This is a genomic window from Thermohalobaculum sp. (assembly GCF_058622915.1).
In genome coordinates this window covers 1-12,401 of record NZ_JBZSYN010000046.1, presented here as the reverse complement: position 1 = coordinate 12,401, position 12,401 = coordinate 1, and the positions used below count along the sequence as shown (strand labels likewise).

11 protein-coding genes and 1 tRNA gene are annotated in these 12,401 nt (G+C 68.2%); 8 read left to right on the top strand and 4 right to left on the bottom strand.

What is annotated here, in order from left to right; translation table 11 throughout:
- Both AC32QD_RS04180 and AC32QD_RS04175 read left to right on the top strand, forming a co-directional pair.
- On the top strand, positions 1 to 1,202 hold a 1,202-nt coding region (locus tag AC32QD_RS04180), incomplete at its 5' end, for an ATP-grasp domain-containing protein (protein WP_492009226.1).
- A gap of 536 nt (positions 1,203 to 1,738) precedes the next feature.
- Positions 1,739 to 2,347: a LysE/ArgO family amino acid transporter gene (locus tag AC32QD_RS04175; RefSeq protein ID WP_492009225.1), complete on the top strand. Its 609-nt coding sequence runs from the start codon at positions 1,739 to 1,741 to the stop codon at positions 2,345 to 2,347.
- Positions 2,348 to 2,394: 47 nt separating this feature from the next.
- On the opposite strand, the gene AC32QD_RS04170 is transcribed toward AC32QD_RS04175, so the two are convergent.
- On the bottom strand, positions 2,395 to 3,309 hold the full coding sequence (locus tag AC32QD_RS04170) for a fatty acid desaturase family protein (RefSeq protein ID WP_492009224.1): 915 nt from the start codon (positions 3,307 to 3,309) through the stop codon (positions 2,395 to 2,397).
- A 234-nt stretch (positions 3,310 to 3,543) separates the two neighbouring features.
- Between AC32QD_RS04170 and AC32QD_RS04165 the strand changes: the two genes are divergently transcribed.
- Positions 3,544 to 4,494 (top strand): LysR family transcriptional regulator ArgP, encoded by a 951-nt coding sequence (locus AC32QD_RS04165; RefSeq protein WP_492009223.1) that lies wholly within the window; start codon positions 3,544 to 3,546, stop codon positions 4,492 to 4,494.
- A gap of 101 nt (positions 4,495 to 4,595) precedes the next feature.
- On the opposite strand, the gene AC32QD_RS04160 is transcribed toward AC32QD_RS04165, so the two are convergent.
- The gene (locus tag AC32QD_RS04160) at positions 4,596 to 5,414 is read right to left on the bottom strand and encodes a hypothetical protein (RefSeq protein WP_492009222.1); all 819 of its coding nucleotides are present in this window, start codon (positions 5,412 to 5,414) and stop codon (positions 4,596 to 4,598) included.
- A gap of 172 nt (positions 5,415 to 5,586) precedes the next feature.
- Positions 5,587 to 5,663, bottom strand: a tRNA-Arg gene (locus AC32QD_RS04155).
- 118 nt (positions 5,664 to 5,781) lie between these two features.
- Here AC32QD_RS04155 and gatB point away from each other — a divergent pair.
- The gene (gatB, locus tag AC32QD_RS04150; RefSeq protein WP_492009221.1) at positions 5,782 to 7,266 is read left to right on the top strand and encodes an Asp-tRNA(Asn)/Glu-tRNA(Gln) amidotransferase subunit GatB; all 1,485 of its coding nucleotides are present in this window, start codon (positions 5,782 to 5,784) and stop codon (positions 7,264 to 7,266) included.
- Between the two features lie 89 nt (positions 7,267 to 7,355).
- Entirely contained in the window at positions 7,356 to 7,790 is a 435-nt protein-coding gene (locus AC32QD_RS04145; RefSeq protein ID WP_492009220.1) for a hypothetical protein, read from the top strand.
- A 6-nt stretch (positions 7,791 to 7,796) separates the two neighbouring features.
- Here AC32QD_RS04145 and AC32QD_RS04140 read toward each other — a convergent pair whose 3' ends face one another.
- Positions 7,797 to 8,063: a BolA family protein gene (locus tag AC32QD_RS04140; protein WP_492009219.1), complete on the bottom strand. Its 267-nt coding sequence runs from the start codon at positions 8,061 to 8,063 to the stop codon at positions 7,797 to 7,799.
- 84 nt (positions 8,064 to 8,147) lie between these two features.
- Between AC32QD_RS04140 and AC32QD_RS04135 the strand changes: the two genes are divergently transcribed.
- From AC32QD_RS04135 to cobT, 3 genes are all read left to right on the top strand, one after another.
- Positions 8,148 to 8,825 (top strand): J domain-containing protein, encoded by a 678-nt coding sequence (locus AC32QD_RS04135; RefSeq protein WP_492009218.1) that lies wholly within the window; start codon positions 8,148 to 8,150, stop codon positions 8,823 to 8,825.
- Positions 8,826 to 9,364: 539 nt separating this feature from the next.
- Positions 9,365 to 10,354: a cobaltochelatase subunit CobS gene (cobS, locus tag AC32QD_RS04130; protein WP_492009217.1), complete on the top strand. Its 990-nt coding sequence runs from the start codon at positions 9,365 to 9,367 to the stop codon at positions 10,352 to 10,354.
- Positions 10,355 to 10,368: 14 nt separating this feature from the next.
- Positions 10,369 to 12,273, top strand: a complete 1,905-nt coding sequence (cobT, locus tag AC32QD_RS04125) for a cobaltochelatase subunit CobT (protein ID WP_492009216.1) — start codon at positions 10,369 to 10,371, stop codon at positions 12,271 to 12,273.
- Positions 12,274 to 12,401: the final 128 nt, after the last annotated feature.

Sequence of the window (12,401 nt, the reverse complement as noted above, 5' to 3'; positions counted from 1 at the left end):
GCGCCCTGCCCGAGCTCGAGGACCTGCTGAACCGCGAGCTCGCCAAGGCCGAGGGCCCGCGCCCCGAGCGCATGCTGATCTGCTTCGGCAAGCCCGACCATCCCGCCTGTGCGGGCTTCGCGCGGATGCTGTTCGACTGGTTCCGCGCCCCGGCGCTGGTGTGTACGCTGGCGACCGACGAGAGCGGCCCCTGGACCCGCATCACGCGCCTGTCGCTGCGCCCGGTGACGCGGCTGAACGAGGACGAGACCGCCTTCTTCGCCGGGACGCTGGAGCAGCACGCGCGCCGCGCCTTGCGCTCGGGCAAGCCGCGGGTGCCGGCGCGCTACTCGATCGGCGTGCTCTACGATCCGGCCGAGCAGCTGCCGCCCTCGGACCCAAGGACGCTGAAACACTGGGCACGGCTGGCCGAGAAGCAGGGCGTCGAGGTCGAGCCGATCCTCAAGCGCGACCTGCCGCGGCTGGCCGAGTTCGACGCGCTGTTCATCCGCGAGACCACCTCGATCCGCAACCACACCTACCCGTTCGCCCAGCGCGCCTGGGCCGAGGGCATGCCGGTAATCGACGACCCGCGCTCGATGATCCGCTGCACCAACAAGGTCTATCTGTGGGAGCGCCTGACCCAGGCGTCGATCCCGACCCCCGAGACCCTGGTCATGCGCCCCAACGGAAAGCTCGACGCGGTAGCCGACCGGCTTGGCTTGCCCGTCGTTGTGAAGATCCCCGACGGCTCGTTCGGGCGCGGCGTGCGCAAGGCCGGCACGCTCGACGAACTCGCAGCGCTGAGCGAGACCTTCTTCAAGGAGAGCGACCTGCTCCTGGCGCAGAAGTTCGTTCCCACCAGCTTCGACTGGCGCATCGGCGTGCTGGACAACCAGCCGCTGTTCGCCTGCCAGTACCGCATGGCGCGCGGCCACTGGCAGATCGTGCGCCACCGCGCCGACGGCACCGCCGACGAGGGCGGCTTCGCCACCTTCTCGCTCGACGATGCCCCGGCCGAGGTGGTCGACATCGCCGTGCGCGCCGCCGCCCTGATCGGCGACGGGCTCTATGGCGTCGACCTGAAAGAGACAGCGGACGGCCCCGTCGTGGTCGAGATCAACGACAATCCCAACCTGGACCACGGCGTCGAGGACGCGAAGGGCGGCGACGAGATCTGGCTGAGGCTGACGCGCTGGTTCACCGACCGCCTGACGCGCTGACGGCTGCGCGCCCGCAAGAAGCATTGACTAAGTGAAGGAATGCAACCTGAACGGGAACCTTGCCATATTTGTTTCAATCATCAAGATTAAACGCGTCACAATCCACCCAAGGCCCCAATTTCCGTCATTAGAGTTACTATAGAGGAATTAACAAAACTCGTTTCACAAGCTGTCCCCTTGGCGGCTATGGTACCCGCCGCACGATCCGCAAAACGCACACAGCGCGGGAGGGGCGGCTTACGGGGGGTAGGCCGCCCTTCACTTTGGCGCGGCACGAAGGCCCTTGCCCGAGCTTCGGTTTCGTCCACAAATACCTGAAATTAATCATGAAAGTTTTCCATGGGCTGGTCGAGAAACCGCTCAGCCGGCGCGCTGGCCCGGCAGCCGCGGGTCCCCGGGGGGGCCGCGCCGCACAAGAGGGCGGCACGGGCGCGCACGACTTTTTTCCACGGACTCCCGCATCATCGGGACCTTGAGCCTCTCTACTTCGCGCATTACGCTATTTACAGGTTCATTTGGGAAATACCGGAACACCGATGCTGACTGCCGCTGCAACGGGCTTTGCTGTCGGGATCTCGCTGATCCTCGTCATCGGTCCGCAGAACGCCTTCGTGCTGCGCCAGGGCCTGATGAAGTCGCACGTGTTCTGGGTCTGCCTGGTCTGCGCCCTGTCGGACGCGATCTTCATCACGCTGGGCGTTGCCGGCATCGGCTCGATCGGCGCCGCCGCGCCCCGGGCCGTCGAAGCGATGAGCTGGGCCGGTGCGGCCTTCCTGGTCGTCTACGGCGGTCTCAGCCTTGCCCGCGCCTTCCGGCCGGGCCGGCTGACGGCGCAGACCAACGGGACCCAGCCCCTGCATGTCGTGCTGCTCGCCTGCCTGGCGCTGTCCTGGCTCAACCCGCATGTCTATCTCGACACGGTGGGACTGATCGGCGCGGTCTCCACGAGCTTCGCGGGGGAACATGGAAAGCTCGCCTACGGAATCGGCGCCGTTCTGGCCAGCTTCGTCTTCTTCTTCAGCCTGGGCTACGGCGCGCGGCTGCTGGCCCCGGTCTTTGCCCGACCCCGGGCCTGGGCGGCCCTCGACGTGACCATCGCGGTGGTGATGTGGACGATCGCGGCCACGCTGACCCTGCGGGTGTGAGCCCGCGCGCCGCCCGCCTGCCCTGATTTTCCGACTCGCCGCCGGGGTCACGCCCTGACCGCGTGCCGGTCAGCGACCGGCTCGCAAGTGCGCTGGCCGACCGTGCAGGCCCGATACTCCGGATGCGCCAGCAATCTGCGGTGGCAGGCCTCGTAGTGACGCGCCGGCACCTGCGGAAAAAGGTGGTGGACCAGATGATAGCAATCGTTGCGCGGGAACAGGAACACGCGCAGATGCCTTGGCACCACGAAATTGCGCGACGCCTCGAGTTCGTCGTCATAGGCCACGATGCCGGCATGGTCGACGCAGTCGGTCCAGTAGTTGATCGCCGTATACACCCAGACATAGGGCACCCAGACGAACAGCAGCGCCGGCAGCGGCGCAAGCACGAGCAACGCCGTGGCGGCGGCGAGCTGGCCGATCTTCAACGCACGGAACGCCGCACCGTCGCGCGCCGAGAAGTTGGCGCCCAGATAATAGGGCAGATGCAGGCCCAGCAGCGGCGTCAGCACATGGCGCAGGAGCGTCCTGGGAGTCAGCGGCTCCTCCAGGCGAAAGGCGCGGATGCCTTGCAGGTCGAGGTCCTTCTCGTAGTCGCCCAGATGGGCATGATGGGTCATGTGCTCGTCGCGGTAGTCGGCGAACGACCCCAGTACCAGGGATGCACAGATTCGCCCAAAAAGAACGTTGTCTTCGCGGCGCTCGCTGAAGCTGAAATGCGAGCACTCGTGAACGATGTTGTTAAAGCCCCGGAGGCGCGTGCCTATAAACAGGACCAGGATGCCCGCAGCAACCGTCGTGGGCAGCGGAATTGGCGGCTGCAGCAGCCAAAATCCCACAGCGATCGCAACGAGCACCTGCGAGATATACGACGCGATGATGACAACCGACATCCTGCGCGAGTAGGTGCCGAGATTTCTGAATTCTTTCAGAAATTGTTGGCGTACGGCGTGTCCAGGCATGGGCCTTGCTCGATTCTGTACGACTAATCTTTGATACGAAACAACCATAGATTGAGGAAATGAAAGTCGCTACACGCTTGTTAGGGAAACTTATATTGCTATAAGGAGATTTAATTGCACAACCTGTGCTTGTGCGAGCTTTGCTTGCAAAGTGCCGTTCAATTTCTTGCAAAAGCTGCAAAAATGCGCCACACTGTCGATAAGGATCGCTTATCGAGAGGCGTGGGGGGTGATATGCGATTTGAGTATCCGCTCCTGGAAGCATTGGCGGCGGTGATTCGCGAAGGCACCTTCGAGGCAGCGGCGCGTGAGCTGAACGTCACCCAGTCGGCGATCAGCCAGCGGGTGAAGCTTTTGGAGGAACGCACCGGCGTCGTTCTGATCGTGCGCGGCCGGCCCTGCGTCGCGACCGAGTACGGCCAGAAGCTGTGCCGCCATTTCGAGCAGGTGCAACTGCTCGAGAACGATCTGCGCAAAAGCCTGACGACAATCGAGGACACCTCCTGGGGCGTCCCCGCCGTGATCCGGATCGCGGTCAACCGCGACAGCCTCGCGACCTGGTTTCCCTCGGTCGTCAAGCGGGCCGGAACCGAGCTCAACCTCCACTTCGACATCGTTCCCGACGACCAGGAGCACACCGCGGAGCGGCTGCGCAGCGGCGAGGCGCTGGCCGCCGTCACCACCGAGGCCAATCCCCTGCACGGCTGCCGCCGCGTGCCGCTCGGCGCCATCGAGTATCTCGCCGTGGCGTCGCCCCGTTTCGTGGCGCGCAATTTCCGCGACGGCATCACGCTCGAGGCGATCTCGAAAGCCACCCACCTCGTGTTCGACCGCAAGGACCTGTTGCCGCAGCAGTGGCTGCTCAATGCCTTCGGCGAGCCCGCCCCCCTCTCCGGCCATTGGCTGCCCTCGTTCTCGGGCTACCTGGCCTGCTGCCTCAACGATGCCGGATGGGGCATGATGCCGCGCTTCTCGGTGCAGACTCACCTCGATGACGGCTCGCTGATCGAGCTGGTCCCGGGAGCGATCGTCGTGGTGCATCTCTACTGGCAGTCGAGCGCACCGGGCAGCGAAATCATGAAAATGCTTTCGGCCATTGTCGTCGACGTCGCCCGCAGGCACCTGGTTACCGACACCGACAACGGCGCCTCGGTGACCAAGCCGCGCCTGATCGCCTCGAAGTAGGACGGGACGCCCGCCCGACGTCCGCCCCCCGGCCGACGGGGCGCGCGCCGGCCGTGCTCATGCCGAGGACGGCCGACGCGGCAGCGCAGCCGCGCAGGGGCTCAGTTCAGGCCGAGCAGGCTGCGAAACGCGTCGACGACGCCGGGCGCGGTCGGATCCTTCACGGCCGAATCCAGCGTGGTCGTCTGCGCCGCGCTGACCGTGGTCGTCGACGGGTCGCTGTACGTGCTCAGCTCGGACAGCGCCTCACTGATCTGGGCCAGCTCCTGCGCCTGCACCGGGTCGTTCGGGTCGAGCGTTGTCGCCTTTGAGGTCAGCGCGTCGATGAGATTCTGGACCGTGGTGGTGTCGGTGACGGTGACGCCCGAAAGGGTCGCCGCGTCCGCAAGGTCCTTGTAGGTATCCACCCTGCCGACCTGCGAGGTGAGCGACGCGTGCTCGAGCGCGTTCGGGGAGGCATGCGCCGCGTTGCCGCGCCCCAGCGCCGAGGCGATCGCGCCATGATTGTCCGGGTGATCGAAGCTGTTTCCGGGCGCGTCGAACGTGCCGACGTCCGCGCCGCCGAAATTGCCTCCGCCCGGCCCGTTGCCGATCCCGTGCCCGCCGCCTTGCCCAGGGCCATGGCCGCCGCCGTTGCCGTTGCCGCCGCCGTTGCCGTTGCCGTTGCCGGCATAGGCGAGCGAGGCGCCGAGATGGGCGCCGTGCGGGCCGAAGCTGATCCCGAGCGGCATCACCGCCGCGATCAGCGCGATGGCGGTGCCGCGCAGGGCCGCCGCCACGATGGCATTGTTCCGATGCTGATGAGACATGCTCCACCCACGTTGCTTGCGTTTCGCCTGACTCCACCGCCATGCAAGGCGGGACAGCCGCCGTTGCAGACCGCCGCGACGCAACTCTTTGCGCACGATGTCGCGCGCCACGCACCCGAGGAAGAATTTATGAGTATACGTGAGTCGATCCTCCGGAAACAACACACGTTTTAGTTTAGGACGTTGTGCAGACTCGCCCTTGCGAGATCTTATTCCAATTAAAAATCGGCTTTCCGCGCCCCGCCGGTTACATCCGGGTGCGGCAGCGGCCGATCTGGTGATCTGGCGACCCCGGCAGGATTCGAACCTGCGACACTCGGCTTAGAAGGCCGGTGCTCTGTCCAGCTGAGCTACGGGGCCGTGGATGCCTGAATATAAGGCGCGCGGCGGCCGCGCAACAACGCCCTCGGGGCCTCTTGCCCGCGCCCGCCGCAGCGGCGTAAGAACGCGCCTGACCGAGAGGAACGCGGGAGCCCCCATGTCCGAGCTCGCCTACAGCGAACCCGAGCCGAGGATCATCCCCGGCGCCCGGCACGACTGGGAGATCGTCATCGGCATGGAGGTGCACGCCCAGGTGCTCAGCCAGGCCAAGCTGTTCTCCGGCGCCTCGACCCGCTTCGGCGCCGAGCCCAACTGCAATGTCGGCCTGGTCGACGCCGCCATGCCCGGCATGCTGCCCGTGATCAACGCACGCTGCATCGAGCAGGTGGTGCGCACCGGGCTGGGGCTGAAGGCGCAGATCAACCTGCGCTCGGTGTTCGACCGCAAGAACTACTTCTACCCCGACCTGCCGCAGGGCTACCAGATCAGCCAGTACAAGAGCCCGGTCGTGGGCGAGGGCGAGGTGCTGGTCGACATGGCCCCAGGCGTCGCGCGGCGCGTGCGCATCGAGCGCATCCATGTCGAGCAGGACGCCGGCAAGTCGATCCACGACATGGACCCCGAGTTCACCTATGTCGACCTCAACCGCACCGGCGTGGCGCTGATGGAGATCGTCTCCTATCCCGACATCCGCGGCCCCGACGAGGCCGCGGAGTACGTGCGCAAGCTGCGCCAGATCATGCGCTACCTCGGCACCTGCGACGGCAACATGCAGGAGGGCAGCCTGCGCGCCGACGTGAACGTGTCAGTGCGGCCGAAGGGCTCCGCCGAGTTCGGCACCCGCTGCGAGATCAAGAACCTCAACTCCATGCGCTTCATCATGCAGGCCATCGAGGCCGAGGCGAAGCGGCAGATCGAGATCCTCGAGGACGGCGGCACCATCGACCAGGAGACCCGGCTCTACGACGTCGCGCGCGGCACCACCCGCTCGATGCGCTCCAAGGAGGAGGCGCACGACTACCGCTACTTCCCCGACCCCGACCTGCTGCCGCTCGAGATCGAGCAGGCGCTGGTGGACCGCATCGCCGCGGACCTGCCGGAGCTCCCCGACGCGAAGAAGGCCCGCCTCGTCGCCGACTACGGCGTCACCGAATACGACGCCTCGGTGCTGGTGGCCGAGCAGGCGAGCGCCGACTATTTCGAGGCGGTGGCGGAAGGCCGCGACGGCAAGCAGGCGGCGAACTGGGTGATCAACGAACTGTCCGGCCGGCTCAACAAGGACGGCCGCGGCATCGCCGACAGCCCGGTCGGTCCGGCGCAGCTGGGCGGCATCATCGACCTGATCGACCGGGGCGACATCTCGGGCAAGATCGCCAAGGACCTGTTCGAGATCGTCTACAGCGAGGGCGGCGAGCCCGCCGAGATCGTCGAGGCGCGCGGCATGCGCCAGGTCACCGACACCGGCGCCATCGAGGCCGAGGTGGACAAGGTGATCGCCGCCAATCCCGACAAGGTCGAGCAGGCCAAGGGCAAGCCCTCGCTCGCCGGCTGGTTCGTCGGCCAGGTGATGAAGGCGACGGGGGGCAAGGCCAACCCGCAGGCGGTGCAGCAGATCGTGCGCGCCAAGTTGGGGATCCAGTGACAAGGCTTGAGCGTTACTCGCACCGGTAGCACAGTGAGACGAACGCGTTCCGCTGACCAGAGCCCCGCCGCGGCGGGAGGAGGCCGTCCATGAACTACGAATACAAGACCGTCGGCGCTCCGGAGAAGCCCAGGCGCGTGCGCGGCGCGCGTAGCGGCTCGGACCGGCTCGCCGCCGCCTTCGAGGAGATCCTGGTCGAGGAGGCGGTCGACGGCTGGGAATATTTCCGCACCGACACCGTGCCCGTCACCGAGCGCGCCGGCTGGTTCAGCCCCAGCCGCACGGTGAACCGCGCCGTGCTGGTGTTCCGCCGCCCGGTCGAGGCGGTCTGGCGCCGGCCCTCGGGCGAGGAGGCCGCGAAGCCCGCCGAGCCGGCGGCGGCGCCCGCCCCCCAGCGGCGCGAGCCGGCGCTCGGCCCCGAGCTGCGCCCCGTGGGCGCGCCCGAGCCGAAGATCAGCGCCGACCCGGACCGGCGCCTGGCCGAGATCGTGCGCGGCCCGGGCCCGCGGCCGAAGGAAGGCTGAGCGCGGCTACTCCCCCGGCGCCTTCAGCTCCATCGACAGCGCGTGCACGCGGCCGGCAAGCTGGTCGGCCAGCGCCCGGTTGACGGCGCGCTGGCGCGCCACCCGGTTCTCGCCGGCGAAGCGCACCGAGGTCATGCGCAGATGAAAATGCGTCTCGCCGCCCTCGCGCCAGCCGCCGTGGCCGCGGTGCTTCTCGCTCTCGTCGATCAACTCGAGATGGCTCGGCGCGAAGGCCTCGGTGAGCCTCCGGGTGATGATTTCCGCGACACGCATCCCTAAATTCTCCTTTGTCGAGCTTTCGGCACACGCCCGGCTCGGCTATCCTCATCCCTCGGAACAGAGGCCCGGGAAAAGGACATGCGAACGCGCTCGCCCTTCGATTACGACGTCTCGGCCGCCGCCGACAAGCGGCGGCGGCAGCGTCCGCGCCGCATGACCGGCGCCATCGGCGCGGGCGAGCGCCGCTGCGAGTGGCCAGGCTGCGAGTGCACCGCTCCCTACCGCGCGCCGCGCTCGCCGCGGCGGCTGAACGAATTCCGCTGGTTCTGCCTCGACCACGTGCGCCAGTACAACGCCGAGTGGGACTTCTTCGCCGAGTGGACGGAGGAGGAGTTGGAGGAACTGGTCGACGCCGGGCGCATGTGGGACCGGCCCACCTTCTCGATCGGCCAGGTGCCGCGCTGGGCGCTGGGCCTGCAGCCGCACAGCGAGGGCAACGCCTGGGCGCGCTGGGGCTTCTCCGACCCGCTCGAGGTGCTGGGCCAGAACGCCACGCTGAACCCCGGCCCGAACGGGCACAACGGCGCGCAGCCCGCCCCGCGCCGCCGCCTCTCGCGCGAGGAGCGCGACGCCATGGACGTGCTCGGCCTCGCCTACGCGGTCGAGCAGCGCGGCGACGTGCGCGCGCGCTACCGCGATCTGGTCCTCGCCCTGCACCCCGACATGAACGGCGGCCACAACCCCGAGCCTGAGCGGCTCGCCCGGGTGCTCAAGGCCTGGCAGGTGCTGCGCGTCAGCGCCAACTTCTCCGACTGACCGCTTGCGGGTTGCCCGCGTCCCTGCTGCGGCCCGGCCTCCGCCCTGTGGGAAAATCCGCGACGGTGGCCACCGACGCCACGACGGGCGCCGGCCCGCAAATCCACGGGATCCCGGTCGAGCGCGACATGTTGCCCGCGTCCGGCCGGCGCCGGGGCCGCCTATTGAGGCCGGCGCCGCCTGTCATACATTACTGGCGAGGTTGGCAGCCCGGCCCGCACCCTGCGCGGGCGGGCCGCGTGTCGTGGCGCCCGAGGTCGACCGCGGCGCTCTCCTGGTCGAGGCCGGTTTCCTGGCCGAGGCGGCTCTCCTGGCCGAGGCGGGCCGGAGCAACGGGGCCCGGTCTTCACCGGCGAGGATCCGGACACGCTTCGGGCCACAGCGCCACGCGCCGGCGTGCGCTGAGTTCGGGGCCCTGCTGCCGTGACACATCATGAGGCGGATCATTGCCGCCCAGGGCAGACCGCGGGGCGCGGCGAGACTTGCAAATACCGCTCCTTTGGTCCAGAGGGACAGGCGCTATGACTGGAGTTGTGAGAATGGCTGACGGCACCACCGTGAACCCGGCGGAGATCCCGACGGTCGACATCAACGTGTCCGAGACCTTCGGGATCGAGACCAACATGGTGGTCAAGGGCTTTGCCGAGCCGACCGACCGCGTGCCGCTCCTCGACGAGACCTACCGCTTCGACCGCGACACCACGCTGGCGATCCTGGCGGGCTTCGCCCACAACCGCCGCGTCATGATCCAGGGCTATCACGGCACCGGCAAGTCCACGCATATCGAGCAGGTCGCCGCGCGCCTCAACTGGCAGTGCGTGCGCGTCAACCTCGACAGCCACATCTCCCGCATCGACCTGATCGGCAAGGACGCCATCAAGCTCAGGGACGGCAAGCAGGTGACCGAGTTCCAGGAGGGCATCCTGCCATGGGCCCTGCGCACGCCGACCGCGATCTGCTTCGATGAGTACGACGCCGGCCGGCCGGACGTCATGTTCGTGATCCAGCGCGTGCTCGAGGTCGACGGCAAGCTCACGCTTCTCGACCAGAACGAGGTGATCCACCCGCATCCCTCGTTCCGCCTGTTCGCCACCTCGAACACGGTGGGCCTGGGCGACACCACCGGCCTCTACCACGGCACGCAGCAGCTCAACCAGGGCCAGATGGACCGCTGGTCCATCGTCACCACGCTGAACTACCTGCCGCACGACGCCGAGATGGAGATAGTTCTGTCCAAGGCGCCGAGCTATCGCGGCGCCGGCGAGAAGACCATCAGCCGCATGGTCACGGTGGCCGATCTCACCCGCCAGGCCTTCATGAACGGCGACCTCTCCACCGTCATGAGCCCGCGCACCGTGATCACCTGGGCGCAGAACGCCGATATCTTCGCCGGCGACATCGCGTTTGCGTTCCGCCTGACCTTCCTCAACAAATGCGACGAGCTCGAGCGCCAGCTGGTGGCCGAGATCTACCAGAAGTGCTTCGGCGAGGAGCTGCCCGAGAGCGCCGCCTCCATCAGCCTCGGCTGACCGGCCGGCCCGCCATGGTCTTCAGGACCGACAACCCCGCCGATCCCTTCAAGAAGGCGCTTGCCGAGGCGACGCGCGCGCTCGCGGCCGACGACGAGTGGGAGGTCTCCTACTCCGCCGACCCCTCGGGCCGCACCGCCACCGGCGTGCGCCTGCCCCAGGTCTCGCGCCGCATGAGCCGGGCCGAGGTCATGCTGGCGCGCGGCTCGGCCGACGCCTACGCGCTGCGCGAGCGCTTCCACAATCCGGGTATCAACGCCCGCTACGCCCCGGGCGGCGAGGACGCCCGCGCCATCTTCGAGGCCATGGAGGCGACCCGCTGCGAGGCCATCGGCGCCCGCGCCATGCCGGGCGTCGCCGATAACCTCGACGCGCGGCTGGCGCATGAGTGCGACAAGCGCGGTTACGAGGCGATGCGCTCGCCCGAGGAGGCACCCATGGGCGAGGCGGTCGGCTTCATGCTCAGGAAGGCCCTGACCAACCGCCCGCTGCCCCCCGGCGCCGAGAACGTGCTCGAGCTGTGGCGCGAGCACCTCGCCGAGCACGTGCACACCGACCTCGCCAAGCTCGCCGGCAGCCTCGAGGACCAGACCGCCTTCGCCCGCGCCGCGCGCCAGGTGATCCGCGAGCTCGGCCTCGCCGACCAGCTCGGCGAGGACCCCGACGAAGCCGAGCCCGACGAGATGGAGAGCGAGGCCGACGAGGACCAGGAGCAGTCGGAGGGCGAGGAAGGCGGCGAGGACCAGTCCGACGAGCAGGAATACCTGCCCGACGACATGCGCGGCGAGCAGGACGAGACCCAGCAGGTCGAGGTCACGCTCGACGAATCCGACGCCGACGCCGAGGACCAGGAGCGCATCGAGACCGAGGACGGCATGCCGCCCGATGAGCGCGAGCCGCCGGTCTCCGAGGCCGATCCCACCTACAAGGTCTTTACCCAGACGCACGACGAGGTGGTCGCCGCCGAGGAACTGGCCGACGCCGAGGAACTCGAGCGCCTGCGCGGCTATCTCGACAAGCAGCTCGAGCCCCTGCGCGGCGCCGTGGCGCGGCTCGCGCATCGCCTGCAGCGCCGCCTGCAGGCGCGGCAGAACCGCAGCTGGGAGTTCGACCGCGAGGAGGGCCTGCTCGACGCCGGACGCCTCGCGCGCGTCGTCGCCAACCCGACCACGCCGCTGTCGTTCAAGGTCGAGAAGGACATGGATTTCCGCGACACGGTGGTCACGCTCCTGATCGACAACTCCGGCTCGATGCGCGGGCGGCCGATCTCGATCGCCGCGATCACCGCCGACGTGCTCGCCCGCACGCTCGAGCGCTGCGACGTGAAGGTCGAGATCCTCGGCTTCACCACCCGGGCCTGGAAGGGCGGCGAGAGCCGCGAGGCATGGCTGGCCGCCGGCCGCCCGGTGAACCCGGGCCGGCTCAACGACCTGCGCCACATCGTCTACAAGCGCGCCGACGCGCCCTGGCGCCGGGCGCGGCAGAACCTCGGCCTGATGATGCGCGAGGGGCTCTTGAAGGAGAACATCGACGGCGAGGCGGTCGAGTGGGCCTATCGGCGCCTCGCGGCGCGCTCCGAGGCGCGGCGCATCCTGATCGTCATCTCGGACGGCGCGCCGGTCGACGACTCCACGCTCAGCGTCAATCCGTCGAACTACCTCGAGAAGCACCTGCGCGAGGTGATCGGCATGATCGAGCGCCGCAGCCAGGTCGAGCTGCTCGCCATCGGCATCGGCCACGACGTGACCCGCTACTACAGCCGCGCCGTGACCATCACGGATGCCGAGCAGCTTGCCGGCGCCGTGACCGAACAGCTCGCCTCGCTGTTCGACATCGACCCCAAGGCGCGCGAGCGCGCCACCACCCGCATGCGCGCGGGCCCCTTCCCCGCCGCGGCGGCGGCGCCCCCGGTGCGCTAGCGTCCCTGCACCGGGCAAGGGTCGCGCCCAGGCCCATGACGCATTAGCCGCAACTCGTACTCACAGCCCATTCCCAATGAAATCAATGCGTTGAGTGTGTGGGCACGCGTGCCCACCGCCGTTGGCGC

Coding starts and splice junctions, on each gene's coding strand:
- AC32QD_RS04170 (WP_492009224.1), bottom strand. CDS start 3,309: ATGCCTGGACACGCCGTACGCCAACAATTTCTGAAAGAATTCAGAAAT.
- AC32QD_RS04175 (WP_492009225.1), top strand. CDS start 1,739: ATGCTGACTGCCGCTGCAACGGGCTTTGCTGTCGGGATCTCGCTGATC.
- AC32QD_RS04165 (WP_492009223.1), top strand. CDS start 3,544: ATGCGATTTGAGTATCCGCTCCTGGAAGCATTGGCGGCGGTGATTCGC.
- AC32QD_RS04135 (WP_492009218.1), top strand. CDS start 8,148: ATGCGAACGCGCTCGCCCTTCGATTACGACGTCTCGGCCGCCGCCGAC.
- cobT (WP_492009216.1), top strand. CDS start 10,369: ATGGTCTTCAGGACCGACAACCCCGCCGATCCCTTCAAGAAGGCGCTT.
- AC32QD_RS04140 (WP_492009219.1), bottom strand. CDS start 8,063: ATGCGTGTCGCGGAAATCATCACCCGGAGGCTCACCGAGGCCTTCGCG.
- gatB (WP_492009221.1), top strand. CDS start 5,782: ATGTCCGAGCTCGCCTACAGCGAACCCGAGCCGAGGATCATCCCCGGC.
- cobS (WP_492009217.1), top strand. CDS start 9,365: ATGGCTGACGGCACCACCGTGAACCCGGCGGAGATCCCGACGGTCGAC.
- AC32QD_RS04145 (WP_492009220.1), top strand. CDS start 7,356: ATGAACTACGAATACAAGACCGTCGGCGCTCCGGAGAAGCCCAGGCGC.